Annotated in this window: 14 protein-coding genes and 1 pseudogene; 6 read left to right on the top strand and 9 right to left on the bottom strand. The window is 51.2% G+C overall.

Translation table 11 applies throughout. From position 1 onward, the window contains the following. Positions 1-71: 71 nt before the first annotated feature. Together JEM67_RS17325 and JEM67_RS17320 are read right to left on the bottom strand one after the other, a co-directional pair. Entirely contained in the window at positions 72-3,269 is a 3,198-nt protein-coding gene (locus tag JEM67_RS17325) for an autotransporter outer membrane beta-barrel domain-containing protein (protein WP_199634798.1), read from the bottom strand. A 384-nt stretch (positions 3,270-3,653) separates the two neighbouring features. Beyond that, positions 3,654-4,046, bottom strand: a complete 393-nt coding sequence (locus JEM67_RS17320) for a hypothetical protein (RefSeq protein WP_199634799.1) — start codon at positions 4,044-4,046, stop codon at positions 3,654-3,656. 513 nt (positions 4,047-4,559) lie between these two features. Between JEM67_RS17320 and JEM67_RS17315 the strand changes: the two genes are divergently transcribed. Both JEM67_RS17315 and JEM67_RS17310 read left to right on the top strand, forming a co-directional pair. Next, positions 4,560-5,960, top strand: coding sequence for an HdeD family acid-resistance protein (locus tag JEM67_RS17315; protein WP_199634800.1), 1,401 nt, complete (start codon positions 4,560-4,562; stop codon positions 5,958-5,960). Then, a complete protein-coding gene (locus tag JEM67_RS17310; RefSeq protein WP_233527537.1) occupies positions 5,944-6,750 on the top strand; it encodes a DUF4105 domain-containing protein in 807 nt (268 codons plus the stop codon). Before JEM67_RS17315 ends, JEM67_RS17310 begins: the two co-directional genes overlap by 17 nt. A gap of 90 nt (positions 6,751-6,840) precedes the next feature. On the opposite strand, the gene JEM67_RS17305 is transcribed toward JEM67_RS17310, so the two are convergent. From JEM67_RS17305 to JEM67_RS17295, 3 genes are read right to left on the bottom strand one after another with little or no spacing between them, the layout of a single operon-like run. Then, positions 6,841-9,549, bottom strand: a complete 2,709-nt coding sequence (locus tag JEM67_RS17305) for an ATP-binding protein (RefSeq protein WP_233527538.1) — start codon at positions 9,547-9,549, stop codon at positions 6,841-6,843. Positions 9,550-9,551: 2 nt separating this feature from the next. Continuing rightward, positions 9,552-10,160, bottom strand: coding sequence for a response regulator (locus JEM67_RS17300; RefSeq protein WP_199634802.1), 609 nt, complete (start codon positions 10,158-10,160; stop codon positions 9,552-9,554). 28 nt (positions 10,161-10,188) lie between these two features. Beyond that, positions 10,189-11,454, bottom strand: a complete 1,266-nt coding sequence (locus tag JEM67_RS17295; RefSeq protein ID WP_199634803.1) for an MASE1 domain-containing protein — start codon at positions 11,452-11,454, stop codon at positions 10,189-10,191. A 179-nt stretch (positions 11,455-11,633) separates the two neighbouring features. On the opposite strand from JEM67_RS17295, the gene JEM67_RS17290 reads away from it, so the two are divergent. After that, positions 11,634-11,801, top strand: coding sequence for a hypothetical protein (locus tag JEM67_RS17290; protein WP_199634804.1), 168 nt, complete (start codon positions 11,634-11,636; stop codon positions 11,799-11,801). A gap of 231 nt (positions 11,802-12,032) precedes the next feature. Next, positions 12,033-12,155: a hypothetical protein gene (locus JEM67_RS17285; protein ID WP_255519902.1), complete on the top strand. Its 123-nt coding sequence runs from the start codon at positions 12,033-12,035 to the stop codon at positions 12,153-12,155. Positions 12,156-12,242: 87 nt separating this feature from the next. Here JEM67_RS17285 and JEM67_RS17280 read toward each other — a convergent pair whose 3' ends face one another. After that, positions 12,243-12,737 (bottom strand): thioredoxin family protein, encoded by a 495-nt coding sequence (locus tag JEM67_RS17280; RefSeq protein WP_199634805.1) that lies wholly within the window; start codon positions 12,735-12,737, stop codon positions 12,243-12,245. Between the two features lie 278 nt (positions 12,738-13,015). Between JEM67_RS17280 and dsbG the strand changes: the two genes are divergently transcribed. Beyond that, positions 13,016-13,777 carry a thiol:disulfide interchange protein DsbG gene (dsbG, locus tag JEM67_RS17275; RefSeq protein ID WP_199634806.1) on the top strand — a complete coding sequence of 254 codons (762 nt, stop codon included), beginning with the start codon at positions 13,016-13,018 and terminating at the stop codon, positions 13,775-13,777. Between the two features lie 50 nt (positions 13,778-13,827). Here the strand turns inward: dsbG and oxlT are convergent, their stop codons facing one another. The 3 genes from oxlT to JEM67_RS17260 form a co-directional block, all read right to left on the bottom strand. Beyond that, entirely contained in the window at positions 13,828-15,084 is a 1,257-nt protein-coding gene (gene oxlT, locus JEM67_RS17270; protein ID WP_199634807.1) for an oxalate/formate MFS antiporter, read from the bottom strand. Between the two features lie 528 nt (positions 15,085-15,612). Beyond that, a complete protein-coding gene (locus JEM67_RS17265) occupies positions 15,613-15,951 on the bottom strand; it encodes a colicin E1 family microcin immunity protein (protein WP_199634808.1) in 339 nt (112 codons plus the stop codon). A gap of 649 nt (positions 15,952-16,600) precedes the next feature. Beyond that, a complete protein-coding gene (locus JEM67_RS17260; RefSeq protein ID WP_233527553.1) occupies positions 16,601-17,242 on the bottom strand; it encodes a hypothetical protein in 642 nt (213 codons plus the stop codon). Positions 17,243-17,573: 331 nt separating this feature from the next. Here JEM67_RS17260 and JEM67_RS17255 point away from each other — a divergent pair. After that, positions 17,574-17,684: pseudogene (locus JEM67_RS17255) on the top strand (hypothetical protein); the annotation flags it as partial. Positions 17,685-17,742: the final 58 nt, after the last annotated feature.

The following is a 17,742-nucleotide window of genomic DNA, read 5'->3' as shown; positions in this document are numbered from 1 at the left end:
GGCGTTTTGTGGCTTCTGAACCGCCTCCCGGAAGTGACTAGCGGCATCCCTGCCTGTTCAGGAAAAAACCGTCAGAAATGCCATACCACGCCGGCATTCATACCGTTATCCTGATAATTCTGAGATAACAAACCGGTGTAGTTGAGGGAAACGGCAACCGATTTTGTGACGTTGATTTCTGCCCCCGCCTTCATCACCATGCCGTCGCGTGAGGCTGCGACCGTGGCGGTATTGAAGGTGGCGTCAGTGCCGGCAAAGCGCAAGCCGACTTCGCGCTCAGTCGCGTTGTACTGATGCTGCCAACCCAGTTCACCACGCAGGGTAACGGCGCTGTCTTTACCGGTACTCCAGCGTTTGTCCGCACGCATACCCAGGGTGGATAATGTTGCGCTGGTGCTCTGGCTGCCCGCTTTCAATGCGGCGGCACCGCCATTTTCCGTCATATCATCGCTACGGTAATTCACCCACGCCAGGTTGGCGAACGGCTCCAGATTGAACCAGGTATTGTCCAGACGGTAACCCGCTTCTGCGAAGATCTGGCCTGTTCCCGCGTTATAGCGTGCCTTGGCGTTATCGGACTGGCCGTAATACCCGATACCCCGGGAGGTTTCAATCCGGTGCCAGGTATAGGCGGTACCCGCGCGCAGATTCAGGTTGTCATAGGTTTTGCCGGCATAGACAGCCAAATGATAGTTATCACTGTCGGCAGATGCGCCGTCTCCGTGCAATAAGGTGCGGGTGTAACCGGTGGTCAAGCCCAGACGCCAACGATCGGCCAGTTCATTATCCGCACCGAGCAATACCCCAAAGGTAGAGTCGTGGAAGCCCGTGGCATTATCATTGCCGCTGGCGTGCTCCCAGTTGCCCAGCAAACTGACCCATGCGCCGTCCTCGTCTTGTTTGATGTCGCTGCTGTCCGCTGCGCCCTGAGTCTGGCGCAAACGGCCGTTAAGCGTATCCCGAACATAACGGCTGTTATTCACCAGCGCGGAGGCGATATCCGCATGTATCTGCCCGGATAATTGACGATAGGCTTGTCGCGCCAGTTCCGCAGAAGGGGCTATCAACAAGCTTTGATACACGGGGTGATCAGCCGGTAAGCGTTCAATTGCCGTCGCGAGGTTACGTTGATTGGCCGTGACGGCGACATCCGCAAAACGGGTGGCGTTACGTTGTAAACCCAATGAGAGGTTAGTGGCCTGATAGGCCAGATCGGGCGTTAAAAACAACCCTGCGTCAGCAGAGCCAAATTGCCCCGTAATACCTTGCGCGGCAGTAAGCAGGGTATAACGCTGTGCCAGGATATTGCCGGCGGAGGATGTCGAAGCCAGCAGGTTTTGCCCCGCTTGCGGTACTACAGTAATCTCGCCGCCGTTCAGTGTCGCCTGGCCATTGACCTGCAGCAAATCGCTGCGGCCAGCCTCAATTTCAGCCAGATAACGGGAGCCATTCCCCAGCGTCAGATCGTTATCAATCGTCAAGGTACCGATAGAATTGCCGGGTGCCACCGAGCCCCCTTTATTGGCCGCCAGCGTGCCGATATGCCCACTGCCGCCTACCAGCCCGCCGTCGCGCACCACAGTAGCGCCGGCGGCTTTACCGTTGGCGATAAAGAGCCCATCGGCCGCGACATCGCTGGCTAATGTGCCGGTGTTGGCCAGTTGCAACGCAGCGCCTTTGGCAATCCGCGTCTGGCCGGCGTAGTCATTATTTCCGCTGAGCGTTTGGCTACCGCCCGCTATTGTCAGGCCGCCTTTATAGTGCGTTCCGTCAGGATTGCCGAGGTCAACGTCCGTGATACGGCCCGAGAAATTATCCTTCGCCTGGCTCAACACCAGCGTTCTGTCTCCCAGCGTGACTACGCCATTGCCGCTTAAGCTGCGGAGAGTGGCGTTGTTCATGCTGTCTGGGACGCCCCACAGCGGATTGAAATTACCGTGTTCGGTGATGTCAAACCAACCGTTATTTTCCAGCGATGCGGAGTGGGCGAGACTGCCGGGGCCGGCAAGGTATAACACCGCACCTTTATTCACCCGGGTCACGCCGGTATAGGTGTTCATGCCGGTCATGTTGACCACCACATCCGGCGTGAGCGTTAAGTCGCCGGCACCGGAGATGGCGCCCGCCAACCCCAGATAACCTTTTCCTCCATTAGGATCACCTGAGGGATCGCCGGCAGGGGCACTCATCAGATTTCCCATTTGCCTGGTCACGCGGTTAAGGTGCAATCCGCTGCCGTTGGCATCCGTAGAAAAATTATCGGCATTGACGACGAAAGGGGTAAACGCCGTGAGCTGATTTTGCAAATCATACATCACTGAATATTGAGTGAAAAAACCTATACCCATCGTGATGTTCCAGGTTTTTGTGTCACTGCTGTCGCGATCGATAATCAGGCGATCATCACTGCCTCCCTGCAGAGTGATCCCGTTGCCGACTTTCTGTCCATTGGCGTCGACAGGCTGAAGCGTCAGGGCGGTCACTGACGTGTTGTTTTCTCCATCCTTGTCAAATTTCACGCCATGTTGTTCGAGGATGTCGCCGAATTTTTTGCTGTCTATCGTTGCGTGAGTAGCATTGCCGGTATCGAATAAAATTGCGCCGCTCAGCGCCTCTGCAGGAAGCTCAACGGTGCTCGACTGGCCATTGATATTGAGCGTGAAGGCGTATTTGAAGCGGCCTTCATGTTGCGATGACGCCGGTGCGCCAGAGTTGGGGAAATGGGTGATATCTCCCTCTTCACGTTTAGGTGCCCAGGGAACCTGGGTATCAAACTGCGCCCGCAGACTGGGCGTCAAATTGAGGATGGCACAAGGCGCGCAACCCGGTGAAAGCGTTGTTCCATTTTCATTGGCATTGTCATTACCGGCGACGATGAAACCGGTTTTCGTGATGGTGCTAAAGGGGCTGCCGCCGTTGGGATTGCCTTTTGCATCCGTAAAAAGAAAATCCCCTACGCCAAAGGTGCCGTAGAAGTGCTTTTCTTCGGTCGGTTTTCCTGTGGTAATGTTTTTTTCCGCAGCTAAATCAATATAGTAAGTTTTATCCCCTATGACCTTAAACGGTTTTTGATTTGCTTGCTGGGGATGGTCGAGCAACAGATGTTCAACCTGGCCAATGACGTAGCCTTTATTGTTGCTGCCGGGGGTCGCTACCGGTATCGGGGTGGCATCATCGGTGTAATAGGTCAGGTCCGTTATTTGTTTGCGCTGTAACCAATATCCGCCCCAGCCATCGTTGCCATAGAGGTATTCGTATGCCTGATTCACATTCGGAAACCGTGAGGTATCTTGTTGCCCGAGAACGGCGTTGAACTGATCGGAGCCTGTATCAAAAATATATTTTTGCGCGGGGCCACCGTTGACGCCGACATTAATGGTTAGACGATTATCTAAATGCCCCAGAGGAATGTTGATGGGCGCCGGTGCCGCCAAAACATAAGGTGCCGGATGTAAAAACAATAGTGAACTGACCACGAGTCTCAATGGTTTGATTTTTTTTATCATATCCATACCCCATATTTGCAATTGATTGAAAGTAAAAGGTAAGTGGGAAAGTTATTTCAAGGTTTCTTGTAAAAATGCAACCAGTCATTCTGAAGATGAAAATTGGCTTGATTTTATTATTTTGGCGGTGGTGTTGTATGCTTGTGTTCATCGAATAACGATGGAATCGAAAAAACATTGCGCTAATTTATCGGGAACATGAATGCCACGCGTCCATTTTAATACATTGTTTTTTTCTTCTGGCGATACATCACCGCCCCAAACATCGATAAATTTATTGTTTTTAAAGAATAGTACGCCTGGATCGGAGATGTCTGTTGCGGCAGAAATGGCAAGCCATTCGCTTTCGGCCAAAACCTGAGAGACTTCTATTGTGTTTGGTTTTATTTTTTTGGTAAGCGATTTTTGCACCAACTCTTGGTAGAAACCCATGTTCTCAGTATTGATGTCTTTCTTTAAAGACCCGCAATCTTGAGCGGATATTGCCATTTTCGCCATGAAAAATAATGACAGGGTTAAGGTTAATGCACTTTTATTCATCTGAATGTCTCTGGCTTAATGCAGGGTGAATATGATTATAGATTATGATGATTAATTGAGCTTTATGCTTTGTAATTTATTGATAATGATGAGTAAAGTTGTTTTTTGATGGTTGCGCCCAGTTTTTCTTGCGGCTCGGCGAGCAGTGTTTGGATAAATTTATCGGAGCTTAAGGGGTGAAATGGAAGGCGGCAGCGTATTCTGAACGGGGTTATAGGGCTGTGGACCGGCGTTACTTGCGGACGATTTAAAAAGGCGTTCCGCATTTGGATGCTCAATCTTTAATTAGATGTGTAATTAATTTTCAATGAGTTATGCAATCCCATCCTCGGTTTTATCTGAAGTGAACGCCTACGACAGCACACTCATCAATCATCTGCTAGGTTTAATTGAATTAAAAACCTCCATGGTTCTCTGGAACTCAAGGGGGCTGTTTAGATTGTTTACTCTAAGGCTCGTCTGGTGGGGTGCTAGTTACCTTATAATTAAAAACTATGGGCAGGGGTGATGGGCATGGTGCAGTTGGTAATGATTTTACTGGGGGTTGATTATTTGCGTAACCGCTGGCGAGGGTTGATGATTGCCGGTTGGTTAGGTGTGTTGGCTGGCTTAATCGTCTTCATCGATGCGTTGGATAACGCGATTTATTTCCCCTTGCATCCCTTTGCTTTCCTGTTGTTGGTCGAAGGCCTGGCAACGTTGATGGTCGCGCATACCGGCATCGGCGGGCAACGTACCTTGCGTTACGTAAAAGGAGGGGCATTTTCACTGGCAGCGTTATTGATTTTGAGCGGACATCATCATGGTCATTTCATTTTATCGATGATTTTTGGCATTCTGTTTTTGACCGACGGGTTATTGCAAATCGTCTCGGCCGGCGTTGTGCGCTATAAAAATTGGAAGTTTGTGGTGGCCGGCGGTGTAATAGAAATCATGTTAGCCATTTTTTTCTTTCAACCCTATCCAACCCATTATGTCGGTACCGTACCTTATTGTTTAGGTCTGGGGTTGATATTTGGCGGATGGAATATGGTTATGCTGGCGATGCGCGTCAAAAAGCTGGAGGTCAACCCCGCGGTGTTGGGCAATACGGCCGCTGAGGAAGCCAGCAGTGCAGAAACAACGCCGTTGGTCACTGAATGGGACGGCCCTCCGGCCGATGATGAACCCGCACTGACCATACATGTCTGGACACCTGTGGGATCCTCGAAGAGTGCGGTAGTGCCTCATCCTGTTATTGATCGTTATATTGCTGCAGTGGATAAAAATGGGGTGATTTCCACCGGCCATGCTGCGCTGGAATCTCCGGAGGGCGTTTATATCAGCCTGTATCCGGCAGTCGATATTGACCGGTCGCCCGATCAATTTACCCGCTTGCTGCGGGCAACGGCAGACAATAATGTCGAAGGGCAATTTCAACCGGATTATGTGACTGAATCCGGTAAATGGTGTCCGTCAACTGTACGGGTGCGGATCAGGAACTACGATGCTGAACGGTTGAAGCGATTCTGGGAGGTCTATCAGGCAGATAACACCTATAACCTCACTCATCGTAACTGCTCAAGCAGTGTGGCGCGGGGTCTTGAAGCGGCACTGGAAGGTGTGGTGGGCAAGATATGGGGCCGGCGTGGTCACTGGTGGGCGTTGAGTAAAATTCTCATGACGCCGGAGTTATGGGTGGCGGTACAAATACGTAAACGCGCAAAAACGATGGCCTGGACACCAGGGCTGACGCTCGATTACGCACGGGCATTAAGCATGTTGGCGGATCCCCGGCCGGCCGGCTGGATAACCACCATACGCCGAGCTCTAAAGAAAATGTTTTCTTTGCGCAAACAATGGCGCGATGAAAAAGCGCAGGGCACGATAGCGTCAGGTGCTAGCAGTGAAGCCTCAAATGACAAAGGCAACTAGCTATATGGCCATGTTTTCGTGGTTGACCTCACCAACGGCAAGCAACGAACAAGACTGGGTGTTGGAATACGCCAGGCTACCGCAGGTGGAATGGGGAGAGCAGGGTAAAATTGTACTGCGCAATATTCGCAACTTCAGATATCAACCTACCCGCGACGACTATGTGCCCGATTGGTACGATGCAGATATCGATATTAGCCAGTTAAAAACGGTAGATGTGGTCTCCTCCTATTGGTCAGGCAAGGCTATTGCGCATCTGTTTTTGAGCTTCGGTTTCGACGATGGCCGCCATTTGGCGGTCTCGATAGAAACGCGGCGTAGCCGCGACCAGCGATATTCGACCTGGCGCGGCTTTTTTAAACATTACATGTTGACCTATGTGCTTGCCGATGAACGGGACCTAATCGGCGTCAGAACAGATGTCCGCAAAGAGCGGGTTTATCTTTATCCCCTTCAGATTTCGTCAGACACGGCCCAGGCTCTTTTTCTGGGCTATCTGCAACGTATCGATCAACTGAGCCACCAACCCGAGTTTTATCACACGTTATTTAATAACTGCACGAGCAATATTTTGCATCATGCTACTGCGGTTTCTGCCGACATTCGCTATAGCTGGAAAGTTTTGGTCAGCGGCTATGCCGATAAATATATCTATGAGCTTGGCTTATTGGATAATAGCCTGCCTTTTGAACGATTGAAAAAACGATGCCTCATCAAAAGGGCGGACAATGCCGTGATCAATGAGGATTTTTCGCGTTTGATTCGAGAGGGCGCAGAGAGGGAAAGTTGAATGGGTCACCCTCTCTGATTTTATCGTGAATAAGGGCAGTTCTGGAGGCTTTTTAGCCGCTCTGCCAACATCTTTTGCTCATTCGTATCTTCATACCTCATCACGCTGTTGTTCCAGTAAAGCGATAAAACGCAGAATTAGCGCATTCATACGCAGCAGAGGCACCGTCGATTCTGCCGATGCAGGGGGATGTTGTTCCAACTGTTGGCAAAGATTGACCCCGCTTTGGTAACCCGCCAGCGCAAAGCTGCCTTTCTGCCGATGCAGCACCGCGGCGAATACGTCCGGCTGTGCGGTGGCGGCGAGCAGTTGTTGGCGGTCAGCATCGCTACTGCGTTGCAATTCGTCAATCAAGGTGGTTATGACCTGCGGCTGCCCGGCGGCCATCAATTGGATTTCCCGCATGTCCACACGAATGGCCTGTTGCTCCGACACTAAGGTGCGCAAATCCTGCTGGGTTAGCGGTTTGATCAGCACTGCGTCCATACCCGCCGCCAGACAGCGGTATTGCTCATCGTTAAACGCATTGGCGGTACAGCCGATGATCGGCAGATATCGACGGTGGCCCTGTTCTCGCTCTCTTTGCCATTGCGCCAGTTGATAACCGGTGAAAACCGGCATCTGACAATCGGTCAGCACCAAATCGTAGGTGCATTGCTCCAGCCATTGCAGGGCCTGGCGACCATTGTCACAGGTGGTGACCTGATGTCCGAGCTTTTCCAGTTGAAGTTTCATCACCGTCAGGTTGGCGGGCAAATCATCCACAACCAGCACCTGCAGCGAGTGTTCAACGAGGGGGGCGGTGAGCGTCTCTTGCGCCTTATCACCTGCGATGGTGCGAGGTAGCGTTAGCGTGAAAGAGAACCGTGAACCCTGCTGCGGCGTGGAGTCAATCCGTAACTCGCTGCCCATCAGTTGTACCAACTGGGTACAAATCGCCAGCCCGAGCCCTGTACTGGCCGGCGCGTTGGCATCAACCTGCGCATAGGGCTGCAAAATCTTCTGTTGCAGGGGCGGTGCGATACCGATGCCGCTGTCGCTGATACTGAACGTAAGATTGTCGTTACGAGGATCCTGTGCCTGTACACTGACCTGCAATGCCACAAAGCCCTGTTCAGTATATTTGATGGCGTTGCTGAGCAAATTATTGAGAATTTGCGTCAGCTTGGCGCCATCCAGCAGATACTGACGCTGCCAGACGGCTTCGATATCGCTGTCCAGCCGCAGCGCTTTTTGCGCAGCCAGCGCGGCGTAGGTATCCAGCGCCTGCGTCAGCAAGGGATGCAGTTCTGTGGGGTGAGCCTGCAAGTGCATTTCACCGGCCTCAATCTTGGAAATATCCAACACGTCCCCGACAATTTGCAGCAACTGGCGTGAGGCTGCATAGGCTATCGGTAGCGACGTCCCGGCGGTTTCAGGGCGCTGGGTTTCCAACTCAAGAATACCGAGGATAGCGTTCATCGGTGAGCGAATTTCATGACTCATGCGCGCCAGAAAATGACTTTTTTCGCGGCTGGCGTTGGTGGCCTGTTGCAAGGCATCGGCGAGATCGCGCTCCAGGCGTTTGCGCTCGCTGATGTCATACCAACCGAGCAGCAGCCCTTGCGGCGTCATACGGCTGTCACTGTAAGCCGCCAGCCATTGGGCGATTTCCCGTTGCGCTCCCTGTATCACTATTGCACGGTCGGAAAACTGCGGTTGCATATTGCCGATGGCTGCTATGCGCTCTTGTTGACTGATGGCGGGAATAATCGGATTTCGCGCGGTAAATTGCTCTAGGGAGTGTCCAATCACTTGCTGTTGCGTTAGCGTCAGTGACTCTAGCAATGCTTGATTGCAATGGGTGATGTTACCGAGCGGATCACACACCAGCAGTGGCGTTGGGATACTGTTGAGCAGCGTTTGCCAGTATTTCAACGCATCGCGCAAACCGCGTTCGGCACGGCGGCGGCGGAAAATTTCAGTCGACAGGAAACCGATCAGGAACAGTGACAGAGCGGCGCTGACTGCCGTCAGCGGCTTGAACCAGCGATCGCCGGCGGTGCCGCTCGGTTGCATTCCACTGAGCGTTGAGTTCAACAGCCAGCGTTCATTGATCGATTGTGCAACGCCTGCGGGCAGGGCGTCGATGGCGTGATTAATACGCTGCAACAGCGCGTCCTGACCCGGTGCCAGCCACAGTGGCTGGTTGCTGACGATCGCCGGCAGTGGGCGTACGCTCAGCCTGCCGGGGTAAAGATTGCTGGCTAACAATGCCGCCTGTGTGGCATCGCAGACGATGCCCTGCGCGGCGCCGGCATTCAGTAGCCGGATCGCTTCATGCAATGACGCCGCCTCAACGAGTTCCACGCCGGAGTAAGCCGCCAGTAATCCCGCCTGCGCCGGGCTATGACGTAATATCAGTACCCGCTGATGTCGCAGATCCAGCGACGAATCGTGCTGCAACGGCAACCGATCCTGGCGAACCACCAGCGCCCAGCGCTGTTGCAACAGCGGATGCGAAACCAGTATCCCCGGCGGTGGCGGTGAACTTTGCGGCGGCGGCAAGGCTAACTGGATACTTTGCTCATTCAACATCTGCGCCAATTGACTGTGGCTGGATGCGGCCTGTGTGGTGAAGTGCAACCCATTTTGAGCCGCAAGGGCGCTCAGCAAATCTGTCGCCGCACCCTGCAGTTGATGGTTCACGTCAAAATCGCTGTAGGGCGGACGATCGTCGAGCAGACCGACGCGAATGTCCCCGGTCGCCCAGGCCCACGCAGGCAGCAGGGTGAGCAGCACCAGCCAAGGCCGCCTCATCTTCACAGCCCGGCTTCGCGCAAATAGGCGAACAAATCGACATCGGAGCTGACGCCGATTTTTAACATGGCGCTTTTCTTTTGTGCGCTGATGGTTTGTTTGGTTCGACTGAGCATGGCGGCGATATGGTTAACGCTGTGGCCCTGGGCCAACAGGCGCAAGACCTCCAACTCGCGTGGGCTCATCGCCACTGTGGAGGGCGATGATACGGTGTTGCCCTGCGGTCGGCGTCCCTGCTGTAACGCTTTCAAACATGCGGTCAGCTCAGTGGTCAGGCTCTGCTTATTGATCACCGCTAACACGCCGGTAGCCAGAATGGAGTTGACCAGCCCGGGATTGGTCATCACGGTAATGACTACAATCGGCAATTGCGGGTATTTGCGGCGCAGAGTACTAATCAGCCGCAGTCCGTCGGACTGCTGTTCACCCGGCATATTGAAATCAGTGAGCAGCACATCCGGCAATTTTTCCGCCAGTAAGGCCAGCAGTTGATCCACCGTTTGCGCTTCACCGACGATCGTAAAATTATCGCCAAAGGCCGTGGTTACCACGGTTCGCAGACCAATCAGGAATACGGGGTGATCATCGGCTATTACCACGGTTTTTTGCACAAATGACTCCTCGGAGCAGGCAATGCAATCAGTATAGTGAATCCGCTTTCGCCAGTGCCAATACGCCGGCCACCCCTAGTTGCGGATGGTGCAACAAACGGCATTCGACATGATGATAATGTGCATCGGGCAGCAGCAGGCGTAATGAGCAATATTGCGGTGTATTCCATGATTCGCTTGCGGTGCGCAGTAATGTTTTCAGCACCTCGCGATCGTCGGGGTGAACATGGGCCAGCAGCAGCGTCAGATTGGCTAACTGACGTGGCGGCATGCCGAAAACGGCGTCGTGTGGCTGCCAATCCAATTGTTCGGATCCCGCCGACAGGCGAAAAAAGGCGGGGTGGCGGGTTTGCAGCAACGCGTTCAGCAATAGCTGCTGTTGCTGCGTCTGTTGGCGCCGGGAGCGATGTCGTTGTTCCCGCGTTGCCACTAACAAACCCAGTGAGATGATCATCAGCAAGTACAGCTGTGAAGCTTCGACCGCCTGCATGCCGGCCAACGCTGGGCGAAATGGGCCATAGCCGTAGAGAGTCGCCAGACTAACCAGCAGCGTGAGCAGAATAAAGTACAGCGCCAGCGGCAGCAGGGGCAACAAAGCGGACAGCAACAGCGATAGCGCCAGTACGGAATACAATAAAGCGTTATTCAGCAGGTCATTGCTTAACAGACTGGAAGGCAGGAAAAAAAAGGCTATAGCTAACGGAAAAGTCCACGCTGCCATAAAGGCTTGCTGACGGGTGGGCCACTGCCACTGGCCAGGATTCAAACGATGGATAATAAATAGCGGCGCGATCGCCAGGCAGCCGGTAGCATTGGAAATTCCCCAGCTAATGAAGTGTGAAACCCGCGTCGGATAGCCGAGAGCTTTAAGAATTAAATCACTAAACAGGCCGCCCACGGTGCTGGCAAGGTACACGCCGGCCAGCAAAATCAACGTTTCTCCCGGGTGCGACAAGCCGTTTGAATAGCGATGCAGCCCATTCCAGATTAACGCCAGCGGGCAAATGATCGCTAAATCGAGCAGGGCGAACGCCAGTGCAATATCCCAGGGGCGATCGTGCAGCAGGCTGACCGAAAAGTGCAGTACGCCTGCGCTGATCGCCCACATCGGCCACTGTGCCGGGGAACGGGTGCACAACACGCCCAACAACAGGCCGGCCGGCAACCAAATGGTACTGGACAGGCTCCAGGGATCGCGTGTTTCGAGACTGATGGTGGCGAGCAGGAAGTAAACCGCGACAAATATCAGCCAACGTAACAAGCCGTAACGACGTGAGATACGCCCGGCATCCATGTTCATCTCCCTTGTCGTTTTTGCGTAAAGTATTAAACCCCACTCTAGGTTTAGCTACGAATTGCTTTTCTGACTAGTCAGATATTCGTTGTTCCAACGCGTCTTTATACTTCACTCCAAGTTACGGCATTGCGCCGAATCGTCAATTTGCATCACTCAATTACTGAGGTTTATCAGCTATGAAAAACATTCAATTGCTCGGTGGCATCGTGTTGGTATTTGCTGCAGCTATGGTGCTGTTTTGTTCTTTAAGTTCTGTTGGCCATAGCGCACGTAATACTGAGCCGGTATTTGTGATGAAAGAGGGAACAGTGTTATTTTCCATGAATGATGGCATGCAGTCATAACGCCAATTTGATGGACAATATCAACATACGCGTGGTTTATTGCAGCAGGTCGCGGGAGAAATTGCGCAATAGTCTGCAGCCTATTAGCGGCGGCGATTATTTTCCTGAATGGCAAAGAAGTTTGTTGCAGAGGTTCTATTTCTTAAAGCAGCAGGAGATGCACGTTGCACTTTTTCACGCCCACGCCGGGAATGTGATGTTGTCACCCGCGGGTGACAGGTTGCCAGACAAATGATGACTTTGGCACCCGATTTGCTGTGCGCGGTCGATTTCTCATTGGGCGAAGCGGATCATCCTCAGGATGCGGAATATGTTGCCGGCATTATCCTTGCCTGGAGTTCTGCTTACATTTAGAGGACGTGTAAGGCATTGCTCAACTTTCAGGATTTTTACCTGAAAGTTGAGACTCGTTAATTAATTTAACTTAACTTTATCGTTCACTTATTTTTCTGGAAAAATTGAGATCACTTCACGGGCGGTTTCGGCCAGAAGCTCGCCGTTTTTGTAACTCTCGGACACTTCTCCATTCTTGCCGATGGCTGTTTTAGGTCGTTCAATAAACTGCCCCAGCGGAGTTGCGTTCTCATCCAGTACGACCGCAAACGGAATTTTGACTTTATCGACACCAAAGTGTGCTTTAAAGACGGCTTCCGCCTTATCGCGCGTAACGATGCCCAGACGAATAGCCGGTGCTGACGCGGCAACGGCATGGATAACGGGCAAGTTTTTATGGCAGTCGGGGCACCACATTTCAGCGGCAACCAGAATGCTGTACGAACCCGGAAGCCGTGACAACTTACTGATGACATCGTCAGGTAATGCCTCTTTGGCAAGCGCCTCAAAATGTCGCAATGCCTTGCTGTCTTCTTCTGTTCCGCCGGCAACAAATTCGCTGTAACCCGATGCGGCATCGAGCAGTGTTTTGAAATCTTGCATGTATTCTCCTTAGATATTAACCGGCACTCGGCATCACATCACTCTGGCAATGATAAAGGCCAATGGGATCTGTTTTGCAATTATTGCTGGGAGCACCGTGCCATTTTGGTGCCTGCTTCCCCGTAGCGTTCGATGCTGCCATTCTACCTCAGCCAAATGGGGCAGGAGAATTTGTTACTGTGAGACAGAGGCGAGTGTTGCCGTTTCGCGAGTGACGGGAGGGGCGGTGGTTTGTGATATAAAGGCCCGTAACGAGTCCCTATTATATGGAGATAAGAGTGAAGAAATACATCCTCGCGTTATCTGCCGTGCTTATCGGCACGCAGGTTCAGGCTACAACGCCTGCTGAGCCTCCCGCACCGGTCAAACAACTGGAAAAACAAGGTATTGAAATCATCAAACCCTTCACTGCGCCAGGTGGCGTTCAGGGATGGCTGGGCAAATATCAAGGAACGGGGGTGACAATTTATCTGACCCCCGACAAGAAGCATGCCATATCAGGTTATATGTACGATGAGAACGGCAGTAACCTGAGCGAAAAAGTCATACAAGAAGAGATTTACATCCCTGCCGGTCGGGAGATGTGGCAAAGGCTCTTAAAAGCGCCAGGCATCCTGGAAGGCAGCGATAAGGCAAATTGCCAGATTGTCGTGTTTGCCGATCCCTTCTGCCCTTACTGTAAAAAGTTCAGACAGGAAGTGCAGCCCTATATCAAAGACAATAAAATCGCCATGAAAACACAGTTGGTCGGTGTCATGCAGCCCGACAGCGGCCGTTATGCGGCGGCGATATTGGCTTCCGACAACCCCGCGAAGGTCTGGCAGGATTTCGAACTGTCTGGCGGCAAAAGCAAGCCGACACTCCTGGAAAAAACGCCGCAGCCGATTTTTTCCCAGATCCAGTACAACCAGAAATTGATGGACGATCTGGGCGTCAACGGCACACCGGCGATTTATTATCTGAACCATGCCAACGTGCTTCAACAGATCGCCGGTCTGCCGGATAAAGATCAAATGGCCAATCTCGTGGCTTGCAAATAGTTCGCATGCCGTTTGCAGGGTGACCGCGGCTCAGATCACCCTGCTTATTATCAGCCGTGTTGGCGCATAAAGCGTGAGCGCCAGGGTTTCAACACCCAAAGGGCCAGTGCGGCGGTGATAAAATCAAAGGAAATCGCCATACCAAAAACAACGTGCCATCCTTGCGTGTGTTGATAAAGCAGTGCCGCCAACGGGCCGCCAAAAATAGAGCCGATCCCTTGCGACATGTACAGCCAGCCATAGTTTGCGGTGGCGTTTTGGCTGCCGAAGGTATCGGTTAATGTTGAAGGGAACAAAGAAAATATCTCCCCCCAACCAAAAAACACCACCCCGGAAAGTAAAACGAATAACAGTGGGTCCTCACGGCACATCAGCCACAGTGTCATTGCGACACCTTCGAGCGCAAAGGCGATAAACATGGTTTTTTCCCGGCCATAGCGGTCGGAAATAAAACCGAACAGCGGGCGAGTCAGCCCATTAGTGAAGCGGTCCAGGGTTAACGCCAGGGGCAGCGCCGCCAAGCCAAAAACCACCGCCTGACTGATGCCAAAATCTTCCGCGAAAATAGCCATCTGTGACGTCACCATCAACCCAGAGGTGGACATCATCGCCATCATGACAAACATCAGCCAGAACAGAGGCTGACGCAGCATTTCTTTTGACGTGAACTGACGTTTGCTCTGCTCCAGCTTGGTGCTGGTCGGCTGTAAGTCAACATTGACCGGTACTTTCAACCCTTGGCTGGCCAGAAAGCCCACCAGGGCAAAGAGACCGCCGAAGACCATCATGGTCTGCTCCAGGCCGTAGCTGCCCAGAGAAATGCTGATGGGGAAGGTGGTTAAAATCGCCCCCATACCATATCCGGCAGCCACGGCTCCGGCCGCAAAGCCGCGCTGTTGCGGAAACCACTTAACCATCAACCCAACGACGCCGATGTACACAATGCCGGTACCCAGCCCACCGAGACAGCCATAAACCAGATAGAACTCAGTCAGGTTGCTGATCTGGGATGAAATAATCCAGCTAAATCCCGAAAGCAGCGTGCCGATGGAGATTAATATCCGTGGCCCAAAGCGATCGATAAGTTTGCCCTGGAAGGGCGAGAAGAACGTTTGCAATATGATGAGCAGCGAAAAGGTGACCTGCAACGCGGGCATATCAACGCCCAGCTTGGCCGACAGCGACTTGGTCAATAATGTCCAGACATATTGCGGGCTGGAAATCGCCGCCATACAGATCAATCCCAAAAGGAGTTGTGTCCACCGCTGATTACTTTTTTCTATTACTGACTCGCTGACTAGGGTCATTTAAATCTCCCAAGGTATAAGTGTTGTATCTGCCGATGAAGATGAATGAGCATTAAGCGTGCCAGAATAAAAAATAAATAATAAATATGTTATTTAACAAGGTGATGGATATTTTTTATAATTTCATTTTAAATTTGACTGGGAAGGGATGGCGAAGATATTTCGCACGGGTATAGTGCACATGGACAAAGTTAGTGCGACATTAAGTAATGTAATTAATAGGTTAAGTATAATTTTTTCTGAATAGCCTGAGATTAAATAGCTAACGAATATGCGTGTCGCAGCGGGCTGCCTCAGTATTTAAAGGCCGCGGCAGATCCTGCTGAACTGGTTACGGCGCTTAAACGGCGCCTGGCCGAGAGATACTTTGCTAACGGTTAGCATTGTCACGATATTAATCGCTATTTATCTCTGTGGTGTTAACGACTACACCGTTCGGTATTCTGGCGTATGGTTTGTTACTCGCGCTCACCGGTGAAAAGCTGATCCAAAAAGTCAACAACACAATCTTCAACTAAGCCTACCGCACTACACTTTACTCTGTAGGGCGTTTTTATTTATCAGGAGATAGACAATGCCGAGAGGGATAGAAAAAATAAAACAAACCATATGGTACAAGGCGTAAAGGCCATTTTTGGCAGGAGTTTCAACCAACAGCCCCCGCGCCCAGAATTCGCGCGTCGTGTATTTGAGGGCCAGTGCTTCAATTAGGCATTTTGCCAAGGGAAAGAGCACGGCAGACAATCCAAACATGAGATACATGCCTATCGAATGGCCATGATTGAACCTGCTATAATAAATATACGCGGCTAGGCAACCCCACAGTGAGCCATACACTAAGTATTTTAGATAAAATGCCTTCGTCATCACCACGTCTCCAGAGCCAGAACTACCTGTCCTGCACAGTGGTTCCTATTTTATCACTCTTGACGAAATAAAATCTTGTGAAAAGATCAGGAGGAACAGCACTAAGCCGTTCAAGCGTCTATTCACCCTGTACAGTCGCCTTAGGTGGATCTCCCACGACTTGAAAGCTAGCGTCCGCAAGCTCAACGGTCTTCCGACTTTTACACAAAGCGGAAACCCCGATCCTGTCCAAGGGACAAGGTTATGATAACCCAGGCAAACAGTCTGGTTATTCTGTATTTATGACACCGGTTGGCCGAAGTAACCACCTTATCAAGGAGTGCCCGGCAGTAAATACCGGAAATTATCTGGCCGGACGATGAATAACATTATTTAATAGAATAAATAAAATGCCGAATTTAAATCCCTGGCAAAATAAAACGGCATAGCTAAATTTTTAAAAAAAAGTGGTAATACAGGATATTAAATATTAGCAATATAATTATTATAAATCTACAAAGCAATCTAATTTCAAATATACTACCAATGACTCTATATATATTCAGAGTGCATACAGACTATTCACAAAGGGTATCAATGCCACGCGGGATCAACTGCTAAACGCCCGCTAAGTGATACCTATCGCCCCCCGGAAGCGAAGGCTTCATCATTATAGTGGCGTGTTCTCAGTGACGGGTATAACCGTCCAAACTTTGCCTTTCATGTCGTCGATACGGTAAGTGGACAATGTCCCTAAAGTACCGCCGATCACCCCTGAGCCTAGGGTAATGAACGTCAGTGACTGCCCCTGTGGGTTTTTGAATACCTGATATTGGCTTACGGCATAGGCAACCTGGTCCTTGTCCGACACCATCCGGTCCTCCTTCAACTTCAGACTTGGTGTCCATTCCTGCAGCGTTTTACCCTGTCCCTTGGCCTTGAGCTTCGTAACCTCATCATCCGAGACGGCCAGCGCTGTGCTGGCCGGCAAATGTGCCACCACTTGTTGAATACTCGGCACTGCAGAGCCAGTGATTGGCGCATACTGATGCTGAGTTACATAATTTTGAATGTTGCACTGGATCAACGAGTCCTGGGCTTCGACATAATCGCGATTGGACAATCCGGTAATAGAAGCGATCTGCTGCTTATTTTTTTGCAAAGAAAGGTAGTCACCACACGTAGCCAGCGAATGGTTTTTGCCATCAGCCGTCACCACCTGCAGAGGCTTCCCCTGGATGGATATGTCCTGCTCGGCAGCCAGAGCAGACGCAGAAACCAGCAGGACACAGCCGGCACCCAATACTTTCATTTTATTCACGATAACGCCCCCTAACATGACTGGTACGATAGGACAACATTCAACAAGATAAGAATATCGCTTCACTGAAGGGGGGATGATAGCATAGGACAAAATACTGGATTGCGGTCAATCAACCCTAGTGTCAATCATAAGTAATTGATTTATTTAACACAATCCGATTTCTTGTACTTTATTAACATTTTCAATTAGTTATAAAATTAACTGCTGACTCTAACTCGCCACACCGCTGAAGCTATACTTTGGCTATATCGACACAAAAGGATCACCCGCCAACAGGCTTTGTTGAATAAATCGAACTTTTGACCGCAATCAGGATTAGATCACCACATTCCTGACCCTCTGGTGGTATTACGTGGCAAAACAACAGTTCAAAATCACCAACTGGGCTATCTACAACAAGGTTCTCGTCAATCGGGGCTCACTGACATTCTAAGCACCAGGTCAGAATAAACTGCGCGGGCTCTCTCACCTATTAAATAACCTTTTCC

The sequence above is a fragment of the Serratia sp. PAMC26656 genome (assembly GCF_016469055.2).
Classification (GTDB): Bacteria; Pseudomonadota; Gammaproteobacteria; order Enterobacterales; family Enterobacteriaceae; genus Serratia; species Serratia plymuthica.
Note: the sequence above shows the minus strand (reverse complement) of the source record. Positions and strands in the feature narration are given on the sequence as shown.

Bases quoted from the DNA above. Each gene is read 5' to 3' on its own strand.
- JEM67_RS17320 (WP_199634799.1), bottom strand. From the start codon at position 4,046: ATGAATAAAAGTGCATTAACCTTAACCCTGTCATTATTTTTCATGGCG.
- JEM67_RS17315 (WP_199634800.1), top strand. From the start codon at position 4,560: ATGGTGCAGTTGGTAATGATTTTACTGGGGGTTGATTATTTGCGTAAC.
- JEM67_RS17310 (WP_233527537.1), top strand. From the start codon at position 5,944: ATGACAAAGGCAACTAGCTATATGGCCATGTTTTCGTGGTTGACCTCA.
- JEM67_RS17305 (WP_233527538.1), bottom strand. From the start codon at position 9,549: ATGAGGCGGCCTTGGCTGGTGCTGCTCACCCTGCTGCCTGCGTGGGCC.
- JEM67_RS17295 (WP_199634803.1), bottom strand. From the start codon at position 11,454: ATGGATGCCGGGCGTATCTCACGTCGTTACGGCTTGTTACGTTGGCTG.
- JEM67_RS17290 (WP_199634804.1), top strand. From the start codon at position 11,634: ATGAAAAACATTCAATTGCTCGGTGGCATCGTGTTGGTATTTGCTGCA.
- JEM67_RS17285 (WP_255519902.1), top strand. From the start codon at position 12,033: ATGATGACTTTGGCACCCGATTTGCTGTGCGCGGTCGATTTCTCATTG.
- JEM67_RS17280 (WP_199634805.1), bottom strand. From the start codon at position 12,737: ATGCAAGATTTCAAAACACTGCTCGATGCCGCATCGGGTTACAGCGAA.
- oxlT (WP_199634807.1), bottom strand. From the start codon at position 15,084: ATGACCCTAGTCAGCGAGTCAGTAATAGAAAAAAGTAATCAGCGGTGG.
- JEM67_RS17265 (WP_199634808.1), bottom strand. From the start codon at position 15,951: ATGACGAAGGCATTTTATCTAAAATACTTAGTGTATGGCTCACTGTGG.
- JEM67_RS17260 (WP_233527553.1), bottom strand. From the start codon at position 17,242: ATGAAAGTATTGGGTGCCGGCTGTGTCCTGCTGGTTTCTGCGTCTGCT.